Origin of the sequence: Kosmotoga sp. DU53, assembly GCF_001639905.1 — a bacterium.
Taxonomy (GTDB): domain Bacteria; phylum Thermotogota; class Thermotogae; order Petrotogales; family Kosmotogaceae; genus Kosmotoga; species Kosmotoga olearia.
Genome location: NZ_JGCK01000071.1, coordinates 17,458 through 34,269 on the forward strand (window position 1 = coordinate 17,458; position 16,812 = coordinate 34,269).

At 41.2% G+C, this 16,812-nt stretch carries 14 protein-coding genes and 1 pseudogene; 5 read left to right on the forward strand and 10 right to left on the reverse strand.

The features are described 5' to 3' along the window. The first annotated feature begins 6 nt into the window (after positions 1-6). The gene (locus DU53_RS09520) at positions 7-426 is read left to right on the forward strand and encodes an RNase H family protein (protein WP_015869096.1); all 420 of its coding nucleotides are present in this window, start codon (positions 7-9) and stop codon (positions 424-426) included. Here DU53_RS09520 and DU53_RS09525 read toward each other — a convergent pair whose 3' ends face one another. The 4 genes from DU53_RS09525 to DU53_RS09540 form a co-directional block, all read right to left on the reverse strand. Further along, positions 427-717 (reverse strand): hypothetical protein, encoded by a 291-nt coding sequence (locus DU53_RS09525; RefSeq protein ID WP_063728499.1) that lies wholly within the window; start codon positions 715-717, stop codon positions 427-429. Further along, positions 714-1,076 (reverse strand): hypothetical protein, encoded by a 363-nt coding sequence (locus DU53_RS09530; protein ID WP_063728500.1) that lies wholly within the window; start codon positions 1,074-1,076, stop codon positions 714-716. Before DU53_RS09530 ends, DU53_RS09525 begins: the two co-directional genes overlap by 4 nt. Further along, on the reverse strand, positions 1,036-1,758 hold the full coding sequence (locus tag DU53_RS09535; RefSeq protein ID WP_015869094.1) for a hypothetical protein: 723 nt from the start codon (positions 1,756-1,758) through the stop codon (positions 1,036-1,038). The genes DU53_RS09530 and DU53_RS09535 overlap by 41 nt, the downstream gene beginning before the upstream one ends. A 208-nt stretch (positions 1,759-1,966) precedes the next feature. Further along, positions 1,967-3,187: an ATP-grasp domain-containing protein gene (locus tag DU53_RS09540; RefSeq protein ID WP_235599803.1), complete on the reverse strand. Its 1,221-nt coding sequence runs from the start codon at positions 3,185-3,187 to the stop codon at positions 1,967-1,969. Positions 3,188-3,356: 169 nt separating this feature from the next. Here DU53_RS09540 and DU53_RS09545 point away from each other — a divergent pair, with 169 nt between their 5' ends. Next, positions 3,357-4,019: an HAD family hydrolase gene (locus tag DU53_RS09545; protein WP_015869092.1), complete on the forward strand. Its 663-nt coding sequence runs from the start codon at positions 3,357-3,359 to the stop codon at positions 4,017-4,019. A gap of 178 nt (positions 4,020-4,197) precedes the next feature. Continuing rightward, positions 4,198-5,130: a magnesium transporter CorA family protein gene (locus DU53_RS09550; protein WP_015869091.1), complete on the forward strand. Its 933-nt coding sequence runs from the start codon at positions 4,198-4,200 to the stop codon at positions 5,128-5,130. On the opposite strand, the gene DU53_RS09555 is transcribed toward DU53_RS09550, so the two are convergent. The 4 genes from DU53_RS09555 to DU53_RS09570 all read right to left on the reverse strand — a co-directional run bounded on the left by DU53_RS09555 (position 5,123) and on the right by DU53_RS09570 (position 9,784). After that, positions 5,123-6,022 (reverse strand): glycosyltransferase family 4 protein, encoded by a 900-nt coding sequence (locus tag DU53_RS09555; protein ID WP_015869090.1) that lies wholly within the window; start codon positions 6,020-6,022, stop codon positions 5,123-5,125. The genes DU53_RS09550 and DU53_RS09555 overlap by 8 nt on opposite strands. A 5-nt stretch (positions 6,023-6,027) precedes the next feature. Then, the gene (locus DU53_RS09560) at positions 6,028-7,191 is read right to left on the reverse strand and encodes a DegT/DnrJ/EryC1/StrS aminotransferase family protein (RefSeq protein ID WP_015869089.1); all 1,164 of its coding nucleotides are present in this window, start codon (positions 7,189-7,191) and stop codon (positions 6,028-6,030) included. Between the two features lie 42 nt (positions 7,192-7,233). Next, positions 7,234-9,138, reverse strand: coding sequence for a nucleoside-diphosphate sugar epimerase/dehydratase (locus DU53_RS09565; RefSeq protein WP_287809233.1), 1,905 nt, complete (start codon positions 9,136-9,138; stop codon positions 7,234-7,236). Between the two features lie 148 nt (positions 9,139-9,286). Beyond that, complete coding sequence (locus DU53_RS09570; RefSeq protein ID WP_063728504.1) at positions 9,287-9,784, reverse strand: zinc ribbon domain-containing protein; 498 nt, start codon at positions 9,782-9,784, stop codon at positions 9,287-9,289. 141 nt (positions 9,785-9,925) lie between these two features. Here DU53_RS09570 and DU53_RS09575 point away from each other — a divergent pair, with 141 nt between their 5' ends. Beyond that, positions 9,926-10,738, forward strand: a complete 813-nt coding sequence (locus DU53_RS09575) for an aldo/keto reductase (RefSeq protein WP_063728506.1) — start codon at positions 9,926-9,928, stop codon at positions 10,736-10,738. Between the two features lie 143 nt (positions 10,739-10,881). After that, the gene (locus tag DU53_RS09580) at positions 10,882-11,325 is read left to right on the forward strand and encodes an OsmC family protein (RefSeq protein ID WP_063728508.1); all 444 of its coding nucleotides are present in this window, start codon (positions 10,882-10,884) and stop codon (positions 11,323-11,325) included. Between the two features lie 171 nt (positions 11,326-11,496). Here DU53_RS09580 and DU53_RS09585 read toward each other — a convergent pair. Together DU53_RS09585 and DU53_RS09590 are read right to left on the reverse strand one after the other, a co-directional pair. Beyond that, a pseudogene (locus tag DU53_RS09585) lies at positions 11,497-13,209 on the reverse strand (DNA-directed RNA polymerase subunit beta'); the annotation flags it as partial. 24 nt (positions 13,210-13,233) lie between these two features. Beyond that, entirely contained in the window at positions 13,234-16,755 is a 3,522-nt protein-coding gene (locus DU53_RS09590) for a DNA-directed RNA polymerase subunit beta (protein ID WP_015869163.1), read from the reverse strand. Positions 16,756-16,812: the final 57 nt, after the last annotated feature.

Genomic DNA, 16,812 nt, shown 5'->3' on the forward strand with positions numbered 1-16,812 from the left:
AGAGAATTGAAAAATAAAGGAACATACGAAGTTTACGTTGATGGAAGTTTTTTCAACGATTGTGTTAGTTATGCAGCTGTAATCCTGAAAGATGGGGAACTTCAAAAAACCATAAAAGGAGTCGTCAAAGAAGAAGACTTTATAAGCTCCAGACAAGTCGGTGGAGAGCTTATGGCTGTAATGAAAGCACTCGAGTGGTGTAAAGAAAACAAAATTACTTCCATAACTCTCTATTACGATTATATTGGAATAAAAGCATGGGTTACAGGCGAATGGAAAGCAAAGAAACCTCTGACAAGATTTTATGCTGATTATGTAAAAAAAAGCGGTATAAAAATATACTGGAAAAAAGTTAAGAGCCACAGTGGGAATTATTGGAATGACTATGTAGACAAACTTGCGAAAAAAAGTGCTCTGGAAGTGTGATCATTTTTTGTTGTAGAAACCCTGTTCCCATAGATCTATGACAGAATGATTTATAACATGGTACCTCAAATTTCTTCCTGAAAATATCGCAGCGGCAAAAGCCCCCTCACCTTCTTTCATACCTGGAAGGAGTAGTTCGATTCGTCCAACCTTTCTTTTTCTCCTATATTCACTCACAATCTCTTTCAGCGTAGATACAATCTGTTCATCTATCGGAATTTTTTCAACATTCAGTACAGCAATAATATAAAAGTCATATGGCTGATCTTTAGATGTTTCCGCAATCTTCAATATCCTATACGGTAGAACAGTGTCTTTTCCACCCAAAATAAAAACAATAAAGAAAACCACGCTAAAACCGCCATCACACCAAGAATGAGATAAAAATTTCTAACTCCGGAACTGTTATCAACCTCTCTAAAAGTGGGTGAAACTCCAGAATCTGACTTGTTATCAACTACCCTTAACCTTTTTTCCAGTATTTTTCCTTTTATTCTTACCCACTCTTGCTTAGCAATTTTAACGGCTGATTCTCCAAACTCTACTTTAATAAGATTCATGGTTTCATCGTAGGAGTATCCACTCTTAATAAACCACTTAACCGCTTTCCTAAACTCTTCTGGTTTGTTCTTCGGTGGGAGATTTCCCACTTTCTTCACCTGCTTCCATGAGGTTATTTAACCTTTTACGAAGCATTTCAAGTTCTTTGAAAATACTCCCAGGCCCTTCTATTTTTATGTTTTTCTGATTTATCACCCATTTCACAAATTCAAGAAGGTCATAAAAAAAGACCTTATTCCGTTCTTCGTTGAGTTTAACAATTGCGTATTTTACACAATTGTTTTCAATAATATTCCTCACATCTAACACCAACGGTTTAGCAAAACTTTTTCCGATAAGTTGGAGCTGTTTTATCTCGCCAAGATTCAGAATAACCGCGTCCTCTGAAGACTCGAATATTCCCAAAACTTTCTTTTTATAGAAGGCATACGCACAAAATAGCTCGCGAGATCCATCTTTTAGTCTTACTTTCAACATCTTTCTCTGGTTTATCGCCTGTTCTATTAACAGGATACATTTATCGATTTCTCGGAAAGATTTCTTTTCTAAAGATGCAAATAAAACGGGAAGTTCAAAGGGAACAACATACCTGTATCCCTTTTCTTTCCGCGAGTAAACAACAGGCGCTCCAAGAACATTTCTCAAATAGTGTACTTCACGCTCAGCCTGCCTTATAGAAATTCCGAATCTATTTGCAAAATCCTTCAGCGAAGGATACTTCCCTTCACTGATCATCCTGTGCAACCATAAAATACGGGAATTTTCGGGCATTATCACTCCTCCCGATTTAATATTAACATTAAACCCATACGAACTACTCCTTACTGACACACTTTCAATCAATTCTCTGAATGAGATAAACGCTCTCAGTAACACTGTATCAAAATTATTAGCGATAAATGAAAAACACCGGGAGATATTATCTTCCCGGTGCTTTGATCAATTTTAATAGAGAATATTCCTGTTTTTTCTCGAGCTTTTACACCGCTTCATATTTCCGCTGGAGTTCTTCCACAGCCTGCATTTCAGGGAAATACTCCGATTCGAACAAACAACCCGTGTAGTAAAACTCTTCCTGCCCACCAAACAATGGCCCAATTACAGCGGAGCTCAACATGGAGAAGAACATAACGAAAGCCGGAAGCGGATCTTTAGAGTCCCACACATCGTCCATCATGCCCTTTCGGCTACCAAAAAATCCTTTCAATTTTTTGAATTTTCCTTTGAACAACACAGCAAAAAACCATCCAACCTCCAGGTATCCCGTATATGATCCTGTGCCCGTTTTCGCCTTAATAGGCTTCACACTGTCAGGATCCATCAAAAGATCAACATATAGTTTCGGAAAGTCTATACCGCTGGCGTACCCTACATAAAGTCCCGGGCTCATTCTTGGATTCACATCAGTTATGAAGTAGGTGTCTCTTTTTTCGTCATAAAGAAAATCTGCACAGATGAAACCGGTGTAATCAATCTCCTCTACTATTTTCTCAACATAATCGGTAATCTCTGGTATGTCATAACTTATACGATAAGTACCAAATCCCCCAGCCTCCGGGTATTCCCTAATATTTTTGTATATCACATTGGCTATGAGCTTACCGTTGTAAGCGATCCCCGTTGTGCAGTACTGAACACGAGGTAAAGGTTCTTGAACCAGATATTCTGAAGCGTTTAATTTACCTGAAAGCTTCTTGAGTTCATTGAAATCCTTTACAAATCTGATTCCGAGAGCACCTCTATTTCTTCTTGGTTTGATTATTACAGGAAAATCCCATTCAGTGGGTTCAAAATCTCTAAACAACACTGTTTTAGGAGAAGGGATTTCGATTTTTTCTGCAAGTCTGGAAACACTGTATTTGTCATGAAGAAACGCTACTTTTGAAAAATCTGCTACCAGCAATTTCACCTTTCCCTCAAACCGATCCTTATAGTAGGAAATAACAAAAGCGTCTTCAAATCCTGGTAATAAAACGTCTATCTTGTGTTCTTCTACAATTTTCAAAATAAAATTGATGAACTCTTCTGATTGCCTGCTTACATAAGGATAGATAAAAGACTTTTTCACATACCTGGAATAAAGTCCACCAGCGCTCTTAACACTATCAGCCGCGTACACTTCATGCCCTTCCTTGTGTAACAACCTGATCGTATTCAAAGCATACATCATTCGTGCACAGGTAACGAGAACCCTTGCCAAAAAAATCACCTCGCCTTCTTAAAGCAACATTCTATACAAATTCTGACATACTACGCAACGATTATAATGTTAAAATCGATTGCAATGTGCTTGTTGTTATAAATTCACATCGTTTTAAGCTAATAATATCACATCAAACAGATTTAAAAAAAAGACTGCAGGTGATTTTATGAAAGGTATCATATTTGACCTCTTTGGAACACTTATAGACAGCGAAAGGCTCTTTTACCCCATCTCATTAACGATAGCTCAGGAAACCTCTCTAGATGTTCTTGAAATTGAAAATGCTTTTAAAAAGTTCTACCACGAGTTCTTCTCAGGATACCATCTGAAGGAGTTCAAGCCGGAGACAGCTTACTATGAGCAGTTACTCAGTAAAATAAAAAAGAGATTTCGTCTTGCTCGCGAGGTACAATATTATCTGAATTTCATGTTCACTTCTTTTGGACAGTTCAAAGCATATCATGACGTTGAGGTGCTCAAAGAGTTATTTGAAAGTTACACCATATGCATACTGACAAACGCGGACAATGTCTTTGCCGTCAAGGCCGTTGAGAAAAATTCCATTCCACACCATTTTTTGATCACTTCTGAAACAGCGCAAGCATATAAACCATCCAGAAAAATTTTTGAGTTCGCGCTGAAGAAAATGAGATCGGAGAAAACGGATGTCGTGTTTGTCGGAGATAATCCTGAAGTTGACATCGTCGGCGCGTTAAATGCTGGTATTAAGGCGTTCCTTATCGACAGAAAGGCCGAACCCCACGACAGGCATTCAGAAACTCTCCGTTTGTCAAATCTTTTTGAGTTACGAAGCCTACTTAAGGATTAATAATTCGAAAACTCATGGTATAATTTCGAGAAGAGAAAAGGAGGTGAAAATATGGAATTATACAGTAGTGAGAGTGATTTACCGCCATGAACTGGAAGTGAGGGCAAGAGCTCACCCTCCTCAGGCCTCGCATCGTAGTCAACAATCCTAACAAAACGAGGCAAAGGAGAGGAAAATTATGATTAGATATTTCATAACCGAAAAAAGAGAATTGAAAGAACTCAGCGAGTTTCGTGAAAAATCGTGGGTTTATGTGGTTTCACCTGATTCTTCGGACATCGAAGTGCTCTCAAAATTCGGCATAGACGAAGATTTTGTTTGGGACGCGTTAGACCCCGAAGAGAGAGCGAGATTCGAACAGGACGAAGATATAATATATGTTATTGCAAAAGTTCCCTATTACGATGAGAAAGACCCAGAGGTTCCATACAAAACACTTCCGATCGGCGTAGCCATCACGCCTACCGCTTTTGTAACTATTTGTCTGAATGACAACGAGATTTTCAAAGATTTCTTCCAGAACAAAATAAAGGATTTCTCTACCAAAAAACGGAACAGATTCCTGTTGAGAATATTTGAGGTCGCTGTTATCTACTACCTCAGATATTTGAAAGAGATTAGAAAGAGATCTAACGACATCGAGAAAGAACTTCACCGTTCTACAAGAAATAAGGAACTTGTAGCTATGTTGAACCTCGAAAAGTCCCTTGTATATTTCACAACCTCACTGCGTTCCAACGAGCTCATGTTTGAAAAACTCAAAATGGCGAGTATTCTCACACTCTACGAAGATGATGAAGACCTTTTTGAAGACATAATCATAGACAACCGTCAGGCCATAGAAATGGCGAAGATTTATAGCGACATCCTCAGCGGAATGATGGATGCCTTCGCTTCAGTCATATCGAATAACCTGAATGTTGTAATGAAGGTGTTGACCATAGTCACTCTGGTCCTCCAGATACCAATGCTCACAGCATCCATGTGGGGAATGAACATAAAACTACCGCTCAGTGGTAACGATTATGCTTTCGCCATAACAATGGGAATTTCCGCGGTTGCCGCGGTGATATTTGGCTTTACGCTCTTTAAAATAAAGTGGTTCAAATAGACTGCTGTTTTAAGAGTTTAAGCTTGAACACTAGAACCACTGAAAGCAAGCATAAAAGCGATACACTCATGATAGCGTTGGGAAGAAGCCCCAAAACCGACCACAAAAAAGCCATCATAATAGAAAGTATTGTGGTGGCTTTTTTGTTTTCTTTTGTGAGTGAGAAGAGCTTATCGTAAAAATGATCCCTATCCCCTTCAAAGGGAGACTTTCCGGCAATAATCCTCCGTAAGAAACCAGCTGATAGATCAAGTAACGGCAACCATACCACCGCTAAAACCGGTATAAATGATTCAGTACCGTAACTGTTTAAAAGCATCATTCCCATAAACGCACCGGCTATATAAGAACCCTGATCACCAAGGAATATCTTCGCTGGAGGAAAGTTCCAGACGAAAAAACCAAAAAAAGTCCCGGCAAAAGCAAGCAAAAGTGGATGTAACTGAAACACTATAACAAGAACCAGCGCAGATACAACAACCACTCCGCTGCAAACACCATCCATCCCATCTATCATGTTGAAGGCATTTACCACAGCCGCAAACAGGAAAGCAAGAAACAGAGATTCAAAAAAAGAGTTGTTTAGATAATAGAGAGAAAATAAAAAACCTGCTAAAAGTTCAATCATTAACCTTAAAGACGGATTCAATCCTTTAACATCATCTATAAACCCTATCGCCCAGAGTGAAACAACAACAACCATATAACCCGGTTCATGGATCAGCCAAGGGATAAGGCTCAAAAGTATGGCTGTACCCCCGGTATAGGGAATAGCTGTTTCATGAGGTTTGAGTTTCCCGGCAGGTTTATCTAAAAATCCAAATTTTATTCCAATATGCCTGAAGACAAAAGTCATGAAGATGGACAGTGAACAAGCTAATAAAAATTCCATGGCCTTCACCCTGCAAATTCTATTGCTTTTTTTAGCGTTTCGACAACGTATTCTTGTTCTTCAAGGGTTAAAGCGTTGAAAAAAGGAATCGCAAGAGTTCTTTTGGATACTTTTTCAGTAATTTCAAAGGTACCGGGTTCATATCCAAACTGCTCTCTATAGAAGGGTTGCAAATGTACGGGCTTGAAATATTCACGACATTGCACGCCGTTTTTCTGAAGGTATTCCCTTACCTTATTTCTATCGATTTCGGGAGCAAGTTTAACAACGTAAACAAACCAGCTCTTCCTGCTGACGTAACTATCCACAAAGGGAGTTTCGATTCCGTCAACATTCTTCAGTAGCTCATTGTACCTTTTTGCTACCAATTCTCTTTTTTCCAGAATTTCCTCTATACGCTTCATTTGCTCCACACCTATCGCAGCGGAAACTTCGTCAAGCCGGTAATTATAACCAATTCTAACGTGTTCAAGCCAGTTTTCGTTCTCTCCCCTGCCCTGATTTCTCATGCTTTTCACGAGTTTTGCTATTTCGGGATCGTCCGTTACAACTATCCCGCCTTCACCGGTGGTTATCTGTTTGTTGGGATAGAAAGCAAAAGTCCCGGCTGCCCCGAAGCTACCTATCCTTTTCCCTTTGTATTCACTTCCAAGGGCTTCACATGAATCCTCAACTATCTGTATACCCCATTTAGCAGCAACCTCATTTATTCCATCCCAGTCGAGAGGATGACCAAAAATATCAACAGCAACGAAAAACCTTGGTTTGAAAGGTGAGTATTTGACTTTGGAAGTTTTGAACCCCTTCCTGTGGTACCTTTCAATGGCTTCTTTGAAGGTTTTTGGCGTTACATTGAAAGTTTTTTCGTCGATATCTGCAAAAACAGGGATTGCTCCTTCAAAAAGCGCTACATTTGCGGACGAAATAAAAGTGAAAGGACTGGTTATAACGAAATCTCCAGGTTTGACCCCAAGAGCTTTCAAAGCTAGATGGAGTGCACTTGTTCCGCTGTTTACAGCTATCCCATAGGTCCTTTCGCTGTAATTCGCGACGAGTTTTTCAAACTCAACTACTTTTTTTCCTATTGATAAAATCCCAGATTTCATTACCTCTGTTACAGCATCAATTTCTTTCTGGGTTATATCGGGTCTGGCAAGGGGAACAAACATATAATCTGCTCCTTTCAAAAAACTTTTTACAGAACCCACTCACTACTTTTTCTCTTTTCTCAAACCGAGTTCCGGTATTTCAACTTTCACCCTGGCTATCGCGTCTGGTACATATTGCTGAATTATTTTGTTGATTTCAGATATATCGTGCTCTTTTATTGTTATACTCATTTTATCTATAAAAGCCTTCAATTCCTCTCCTTCCATGAATTCCCTGTCATCTTTGAGCCTGAAGATCTTTGGATGGGGTGTTTTATCAAATTTTTCAGAATCCAGTGATAATTCCTCAAAAAGCTTCTCTCCCGGTCTTGCACCTATATATTCTATTTTTATCTCCTGATCCGGAACATAACCAGCAAGGGTTATCATATCTCTTGCTAAATCAGATATCTTCACAGGTTTTCCCATATCCAGGACAAAGACATCACCGTTTTTTGCGTATGCCCCGGCCTGCATAACGAGAGAGACTGCTTCAGGGATGGTCATGAAATATCGCGTCATTCTTGGATCTGTTACCGTAACAGGACCACCATTTTCTATTTGCTTTTTGAACTTCGGAACAACGCTCCCCCTGCTTCCAAGGACATTTCCAAATCGTACAATGCCGATGCGCATCTTCGAATAACGCGCTATTGACTTCAAAATCTGCTCGGCAAGTCTTTTCGAAACACCCATTATTGAAGATGGTCTGACAGCCTTATCGGTGGAAATCATCACGAATCTTTCACATCCATATTTTTCAGCTATGGATGCCAGGATATAAGTTCCAAGTGTATTTACCCTGAAGGCTTCTGTCGGATTTTCCTCCATTATCGGTACATGCTTATGAGCAGCGGCATGAAAAATAATCTCGGGCTTAAAGGTGGCTATTATAAATTCCGTCCTGTCTTTATCCTGAACGTCTCCTATTACTCTATGAACCTTCAGATCTGGATATTTTTCCTTTAATTCTTCCTCTATATTGTGAATGCTGTTTTCACCTTTTCCGAGAATGATGAGAGCTTTCGGTTCCAAATACGCTATTTGGCGGCAAAGCTCGCTGCCTATACTTCCCCCTGCACCAGTTACAAGAACACGTTTTCCGGTTATATAGCCTCTCAAAGATTCCTTATCTATTTCAACAGGTTCACGCCCCAGTAAATCCTCTATATTTATGTCCCTGAGATACCCCAATCGCGCTTTCCTATCTATGATCTCGGTAAGCCCGGGAAGCGTTTGAACCCGAACTTTATTCCTATCGATTCTGTACATTATCCTTCTCATTTGATCGGATGTAGCCGAAGGAATAGCAATTATAACCCTGTTTATCTGGTATTTATCGACTATTTGCATTATCTCTTCCGTTGTACCAAGAACAGGAATTCCACGTATTCTTTTCTTTTGCTTTCTCGGTGAATCATCCACAAATCCTACGACTCTCCCGTATTCGGGATGCCGTGTTATTTCATCAACCAGCGTTGTTCCAGCATCTCCGGCACCCACAATGAGAATTCTATCCAGAGACTTCCCGGAACGCTCTATCTTCAGGAACAGATACGTCAACCAGAATATTCTGGACCAGATTATCAAAAAAGTTGCCCCAATAAACGTCATCGTTGCCACCGTAAAAGGAACGGTGAACACATTCACGCCAGCAAGAAGCATCAACCTTCCAAAAGCAAACCCCGCAGCATAACCAATAAAAGCTCCCCGTAGAATCACCCAGTAATCACGAAAGGAGGAATAACTCCACGCGATGGAATAAACACCGTTGAATATCATCGAGAGCAAGATAAAGAAGCTGAAAAAAAGACCATTTTGAAAGAAATGAGGTTCGTTCAAAGAAAACAAACCGTATCTAAAATACATACCAAGGGCATAAGAGGCGTAGATAAGCAAAAAATCAACGCTGGTAAGAATGATAAACCTTGTGAAATTTCTGATTTTTTCCCTCTCCAAAATCTCCACTCCTTTTCTGGTTATATTTTAACATCTCCAACTATCATGTATTCATGTATTTTTCACGGCGACATCTTTCTTCAAATGAAGAAATTTATTACAGCCTTTTCCCAGCAAGACGAAAAAAACGAAGTTTCTCAATAACAATCTTTAAGGGTTAATCAAGATTAAAATCATGACCACAGTTTTTGCAAAATCGCACGTCTTTATCAACCAATTTGTAGCACAAAGAGCAAACCTTTTTATTCTCAAAAGAAGCTCCACATTTGACACATCTGAAGGCATCCGGTGGATTCTCAGCGTCGCATTCGTGGCATCGAACATATTTCCTCAGCGCGGTATAATGGCGATGTTCATAACGCTCTCTATCACGCTTTTTTTCAACCTTCTCAGAACTTTCCTTTTTTTCTTGGGGTACCTCCTTCTTAGGAAATAATCTGGAAATACTTCTTCCAATTCTCACAAGGATAAAACCCGAAAAAAACAACAAAAAGAAATTTGGAAAAGCGTAATACATCGTTGGAACGAAAAAACTCATCATAGCGATAACAAGCATCAAAGTCCCAACCAGGGTAAAGATTCCTCCAATTATCTTTACAATTATCTTTATCATCTTTCCAACCTGAAAGTCGTTCGGTGAACTAATGCTACTCATAACAGCACCCCCACAGGAACATATCCTGCTTTACGCCTGGCATCATGTTCCGCACTTATCATATCACAACCACAGTGTTGTCTAATGCGTTTTTACTGCAATGGCAATTTGATAAAATAACCCATGAAAGGTGGTGCTTTCATGGTTTTCAAACAATTGGGAAGTACGGGTGAAGAGATTCCCGCTATAGGATTGGGAACATGGGAAATAGGCGGCAGGGAAACCCCAGATTATTCGCGGGACAAAGAAAACATTGAAATTCTTCAGGCTGCGATTGAGATGGGATATACACACATCGACACGGCAGAGTATTATGGTGGTGGGCACACCGAAGAACTCTTAGGAGAAGCAATAAAAACCTTTGACAGGAGTAAACTTTTCATAACATCAAAAGTCTGGCCAACTCACCTTTCAAAAGAAGAGCTTCCGAAAGCCCTTAAAAGATCCCTAAAAAGATTGGGGACAGACTACATCGATTTGTATTTGATCCACTGGCCAGTTCCTGATATGAACCTAAAAGAAACCCTGACCACAATGGCAGAACTGTCAAAAGCCGGATATATAAGATACATAGGAGTTTCAAATTTTGACATGGCACTATTAAAGAAATCGCTGCTGATTTCTCCTGTCCCGATTGTCTGTAACCAGGTTCTTTATAACATTGAAGACCGAGAACCAGAAAATGAGCTTTTGCCCTTCTGTCAGGAAAACGGTATTACCCTTACAGCATATACACCACTTAAAAAAGGAAGCCTTTCAAAACATACAGAAAAAGTGCTTAAAAAAATCGCTAAAAAACATAACGCTACAATCTACCAGATTATGCTTTCATGGCTAATTTCTAAAGACAACGTCATTGCAATCCCCCGCTCCACAAATATTCAACATCTCAAAGAAAATCTCGAAGCCGCTGACATTATCCTTGAACCTGCTGATCTCCAATTACTGGATTAATTATCCTAAATTGGTTATGCGCTGAAAAGTCCTGACCGAGAAAAAGGATTCTTTTATTGGGAATGTAAAACCCGAGTAATATAATCGGAAATAGCTTTTGTTAAAATTTAAGTGAAACATATCACAAACATGGAGGTGTTAATATGCCTGATATGAAATTCAAGATTTCAGCAGTGTCGGATAACCCCGCGCGAGTAACTGTTAATGCAAGAAACTTCACAATGATAGTCGATGAACCACCTCAGCTCGGAGGGACAGATCAGGGAGCTAACCCCGTTGAATACGTTCTTGCTGCTCTTGCCGGATGTTTGAATGTTGTTGGCCATCTTGTGGCAAAAGAGATGGGAATAGAAATAAGAAACCTTTCCATAGAAATTTCCGGAGTTCTTGATCCAGCTAAATTCATTGGAAAACCAACCGAAGAAAGAGCCGGCTACAAAAAGATCGATGTTGTCATGAAAGTTGATACAGATGCAGACGAAGACACTTTGAAGAAATGGCTTGAAACCATCGAACAACGCTGTCCCGTCTCAGACAATCTACAGAATCCAACACCGGTGAATATTACGGTTGAAGCCAGCAGGTAAGCGCTCTTGATAAACACGAGAATCGAGATCCGAGATCCGGTAGCTGCTACGCAGCCGAGGCTTGCTACGCTGTCAGTTGATGGAGCGACACGAACCGCAAGCGGTTGTTACGAACTCCTGCGGAGTTCGTAACACTGGCGCAGCCGGTCGTAACAATCCCGAAGGGATTCGGAGKGCCCCTTTTATAACGTCTTCGAGTACTTCCCAGGCTTCGGGCATTTCCTTTTCTATGATTGTCTTCTTTAGTTTTCTTGCGGTCTTGCTTGATTCACTTCCATGAAGCAATTTACCGAGAACGAAGGGCTTAAAGAGTTCCATGGCCATTCGTTTCGGGATACCACATTCGTGGATTTTGAGATCAGGTCCGACAACGATAACCGCACGGCCGGAGTAGTCCACACGCTTACCGAGCAGGTTTCTTCTGAACCTACCTTTTTTACCCTTCACGAGATCGGTAAGGGATTTCAACGGACGGCCGGATTTATCTGTAACTGCTTTTCCAACACGGCCGTTGTATATAAGGGAATCAACAGCTTCCTGAAGCATCCTCTTTTCATTTCTGACGATTATGTCGGGAGCACCGATACTGAGGAGCTTTGCGAGACGGTTGTTTCTGTTGATTACCCTTCTGTAAAGATCGTTCAAATCGGTTGTAGCGAAACGTCCACCTTCAATCTGGATCATTGGCCTAAGTTCAGGTGGTATGACGGGTAACGCCTCGAGAACGATCCATTCAGGTTTGTTCCCGGATTTCAGGAAATCTTTTACGAATTTGAGCCTTCTGAGAAGTTTCAAGGCTCTAGCACTGCTCTTGGGGATACCCTTCAGCTCGTGCTCTATCTGGATCTTAAGTTCTTCAAGGTCAAGGCTTCGCAACAGCTTCTGGATAGCCAGAGCGCCGTAATCACATTCAATTTTCCCGGGATAGATTTCTTTGTATGCGTCGTATTCGTTTTCAATTATGATGTCTCCAACTTTAAGCCCTGTTTCCTTGGAAACGTCTTCGTCTATTTTGGTTACGATAACAATCGGCCTGTCGCTTTCCGTGTCTGTTTCACTTTCGAACTTACCCGGGTAGTATTCTTCGAAGATCTTAAATTCCTTTTCAGAGAGCACCTCGTCTTCAAACAGGAACCTGTCTGCAAGGGTATCGCCCTGTCTTACTTCGTCGCCGTCCTGAACGTAAATCAAGCCACCTTCGAAGATGGGGTACTTTTTGGTTATTCCATTTTCTCCTTCAATGATAATCCAGTTCAGTTCACGTTCAGTGTTCCCGGTGCCGTTTTCAATCTTTACTTTACCGTCGATCTCTGCGATGACAGGGCCACGTGGAGAACGGATCTTGTAACCCTGTTCAACGTCAAAATCCCATTTCTTTGAGTATATGTCATATTCTGTCTGGTAGAGTGTTTGACCGGGGAAAAAGTCGGTTCCCTTGGGGTCTGTGACGACGTAGAGTTTTTCAATTACGCGTTTTGAGCCGTAGTAAATGATGTTTTCAAGATCCTTTGATGGAATGTTTAAAAGCGATGCGAGAATACTTGGGGCACTCTTGAGATACCAGACGTGAACAACTGGTGCTGCGAGCTCAATATGGCCGATTCTTCTTCGTCGAGCTTCTTTGGACTCCACCCTTACACCACAGCGTTCACAAATTGTGCCCTCGTATTTTTTTCCTTTGTATTTACCGCAGGCACACTCGTAATCTTTGGTTGGCCCAAAGATCTTTTCACAGAACAAGCCATCTCTTTCAGGCTTGAAGGTTCTGTAATTTATGGTCTCAGGTTTCTTTACTTCCCCACTTGACCATGAACGTATTCTCTCCGGAGAAGCGATTTTAATCTGTACAGTAGAGATTTTCCTGTTAAATGTACTTATAGCCATTCTTTTCCCTCCTTGAGGGATTTTTTATAATTTGTCAACATCAAGTTCGTTACCGTTCTGATCGTAAACCCTTATATCCAATGCCAATCCCTGAAGTTCCTTTATGAGAACTTTGAAACTCTCCGGGATACCGGGCCCCGGAACGTTTAAGCCCTTCAGGATGGCTTTGTAAACCTCGTTTCTTCCTTTTATGTCGTCGGATTTTACTGTAAGGACCTCGTTTAGGGTGTGTGCAGCGCCATGAGCTTCAAGTGCCCAGACTTCCATTTCACCAAATCGCTGACCACCAAAGTGGGCTTTTCCTCCAAGAGGCTGCTGGTGAATCAGGGAGTATGGACCGGTGGATCTGGCATGGATCTTGTCCTTTGCTATGTGAACAAGTTTAAGCATGTACATTACACCGACAACAACAGGGTAATCGAAAGGAAGCCCACTCCTACCATCTCTAAGTAGGACTTTACCGTTCTTCTCTTTCTTGGAGTCGCCAACATCTATACCGGCAGCTTTTCTTGCTTTGTAAAGTTCTTCCATTATTTCGTCTTCTTTTGCACCGTCAAATATTGGTGTGGCGAAATATCTGTTGGTTAATTGCCCTAACCATCCGAGGTGAGTTTCAAGAACCTGTCCAACGTTCATACGTGATGGAACACCAAGAGGGGACAAAACTATCTGTACCGGTGTTCCATCTGGAAGGAACGGCATATCTTCCTTTGGTATGATGTTCGAAACAACACCTTTATTACCGTGACGTCCGGCGAGTTTATCCCCAACATCGAGGGGTTTTCGGCAGGCGACATAGACCTTAACGAGTTTGTTCACACCGGAACCGAGTTCGGAAATCTCCTCTTTATCGAAAACCTTGACATCAATTACTCTCCCCTCAACTCCGTGGGGGACTCTTAGTGATGTGTCTTTTACGTCTCTACCTCTGTCGCCAAAGACTGAACGGATTATCTTTTCTTCAGGTGTTGTGTCGGATTCACCCTTGGGTGTGACTTTACCGACCAATATATCTCCAGAACTCACATAGGCTCCAACCCTGACGATTCCATTTTCATCAAGATTCTTAAGCAGTTCTTTGGAGACGTTTGGAATATCAGCTGTGATTTCTTCTGGACCAAGTTGAGTATCTCTTGCTACGGTTTCGTACATCTCTATGTGTATGGTTGTGAAGGTTTCTTCTTCGAGTAGCTCTTGACTCACGAGTATGGCATCTTCGAAGTTGTAACCTTCCCATGGTAGGAATGCGACAAAGATGTTTTTACCAAGAGCAAGCTCTCCCATGTCAGTGGAAGGACCATCAGCGATTGGATCACCTTTTTCGACAGTTTCACCCTGGGAGACAATAGGTCTTTGATTTATTGTGGTATCCTGGTTGGTTCTGATGAATTTGTGCAAAGTATAGACGTCCTGAATGGGTTCGCCACTTTCAGAAAGAATTGGGTTGCCATCTTCGTCGATTCTTTCGATGATGATCTTTCGCGAATCGACTTTCTTGACAATTCCCCTGTGCTTGGCCAGAACAACGTATCCAGAATCTCTAGCGGCAATAGCCTCAACTCCTGTACCAACAATAGGAGCTTCGGGTTTTATAACGGGAACGGCCTGGCGTTGCATGTTGGAACCCATCAGAGCACGGTTAGCGTCATCGTGTTCCAGGAACGGGATAAGAGATGTCGAAACGCTGACGATTTGCTTTGGAGAAATTGCCATCAGGTCAACTTTTTCTTTTTCAACGTATTTTATTTCGCCTGCGTGCCTTACTTCAACGACACTCTCGACAATGTTTCCGTTATCATCGACTTCGATTGTTGATTGGGCAATATTGTAAAGTTCTTCTTCGTCTGCTGCAAGATAGACTATTTCATCTGTGACCTTACCATTTTTGACTTTCCTGTATGGAGTCAGCAAAAAGCCGTATTTATCTATTGTTGCATAGGTAGAAAGAGAAGTCATGAGACCTATATTGGCACCTTCAGGTGTTTCTATTGGACACATTCTACCATAGTGTGAATGATGAACGTCGCGGACTTCAAATCTTGCATGTTCTCTTTTAAGGCCACCAGGTCCGATAGCAGATAATCTTCTCTTATGAGTCAACTCCGCCAGTGGGTTGACCTGATCCATAAATTGCGACAACTGGCTGGTTGCAAAGAATTGATGCAGAGTGGTCATAAGGGTTCTAACATTAACGAGATTCTGAACGGTGACCTTATCGAATGACGTGTAAATGGTGAGCTTTTCTTCTAAAAGCTTATGTATTTTGACAAAGGCTTTTTCGAATTCATTTTGCATTAATTCGCCGACCGTTCTGACTCGTTTGTTCCCAAGATGATCTTTTGTATCCAGCAATTCTGGATGACTTTCCAGCTGGGCCAAATGTCTGGCCGCTAGAACTATATCAAGTTCGGTCAGAACGGTAGATTCTTCGGCGTATTCAATGTCTTCTGGAACTTCAGTCTTTTTAACCTCTTTAAGGTATTCTTTATAAACTTTCCTGAGTCTGGAGTTTATCTTGTGCCTTCCAACCTCAGAAAAATCAAATCTATCAGGACTGAAGTACAGGTTGTGGAGATAGTTCTTTGCGGCGTTGATTCTGGGGATTTCCCCGGGCCTGAGTTTTCTGAATATCTCTATGTACGCGTCTTCAGATTTAATATTCTCACCGTAAGTTCTGTGGAAAGCTTTAAGGGTACTCATTGCTATTGGCATTGGAAGTTTGATAACGTCAACATCGGATTCAGCGATTTTTTTTGCCAGAGCTTCGGTGAGCACTGCGCCTCTTTCTGCTATCAGTTCGTTTCTTGTTTTGACGTCGCTGAGGATAATGCTTCCTACGTGTTCAAGCAAAACATATTCATCGTTGGCATCTACATCATGAACGAATAGGTCAAGAAGTTCGAGGTCATCTTCGTAACCAAGCGTTTTGAGAAGAAGGAAAAGGTTCATTTTTCTTCTTCTGTCAATCCTTACCTGAAGTACTTTCTTATTTGGGTTCAAAAGGATTTCAAGCCAGGCACCTTTTACCGGGAGGAAATGAGCAACGAGAATTGGCAAGGAGCCTGAAGAGGCTTTTGTTGGTTCATCTACAAAGTAAACCCCCGGCGATCTAACCAGCTGGTTTACAATGACTCTTTCCGCTCCGTTGATAATGAAAGATGCGTTGTCCGTCATATAAGGAAGGTAACCGAAGAAGGCTTCTTCTTCCTTGATTTCTCCACTGTAAAGATCAGTTATTCTGACGGTGACATACAGTGGAACGGAGTAGGTAAGACCTTTGTCTTTACACTCCTGAATGTTGTACTTTGGGTTACCAATTCTTGTGCGGACGAACTCCAGTGAGAATCCCTTTTCATTCTTTCGTGAATCTGGGCGTTGAATTTGTGATTTGATAGGAGAGTACTTCTTCAAAACATCCAGAAGTCCTTCTTCAAGGAACCACTTGAAGGACTTGAGCTGAATTTCAATGAGATTGGGAATCTCAAGAGGTTCGATAACTTTCCCGAAGACCCAACGTTCTCTTTTACCAAACATGGCCTTTCTCATCACATCACCTCTTGTTTATCTAAGCACACTAAACCCACATCAGGCATTTCACCTGAT

What these genes read in the sequence shown, in the direction of transcription:
- DU53_RS09570 (WP_063728504.1), bottom strand. Translation starts at nt 9,784, where the DNA reads ATGAGTAGCATTAGTTCACCGAACGACTTTCAGGTTGGAAAGATGATA.
- DU53_RS09590 (WP_015869163.1), bottom strand. Translation starts at nt 16,755, where the DNA reads ATGAGAAAGGCCATGTTTGGTAAAAGAGAACGTTGGGTCTTCGGGAAA.
- DU53_RS09580 (WP_063728508.1), top strand. Translation starts at nt 10,882, where the DNA reads ATGCCTGATATGAAATTCAAGATTTCAGCAGTGTCGGATAACCCCGCG.
- DU53_RS09550 (WP_015869091.1), top strand. Translation starts at nt 4,198, where the DNA reads ATGATTAGATATTTCATAACCGAAAAAAGAGAATTGAAAGAACTCAGC.
- DU53_RS09535 (WP_015869094.1), bottom strand. Translation starts at nt 1,758, where the DNA reads ATGCCCGAAAATTCCCGTATTTTATGGTTGCACAGGATGATCAGTGAA.
- DU53_RS09560 (WP_015869089.1), bottom strand. Translation starts at nt 7,191, where the DNA reads ATGTTTGTTCCCCTTGCCAGACCCGATATAACCCAGAAAGAAATTGAT.
- DU53_RS09545 (WP_015869092.1), top strand. Translation starts at nt 3,357, where the DNA reads ATGAAAGGTATCATATTTGACCTCTTTGGAACACTTATAGACAGCGAA.
- DU53_RS09575 (WP_063728506.1), top strand. Translation starts at nt 9,926, where the DNA reads ATGGTTTTCAAACAATTGGGAAGTACGGGTGAAGAGATTCCCGCTATA.
- DU53_RS09555 (WP_015869090.1), bottom strand. Translation starts at nt 6,022, where the DNA reads ATGGAATTTTTATTAGCTTGTTCACTGTCCATCTTCATGACTTTTGTC.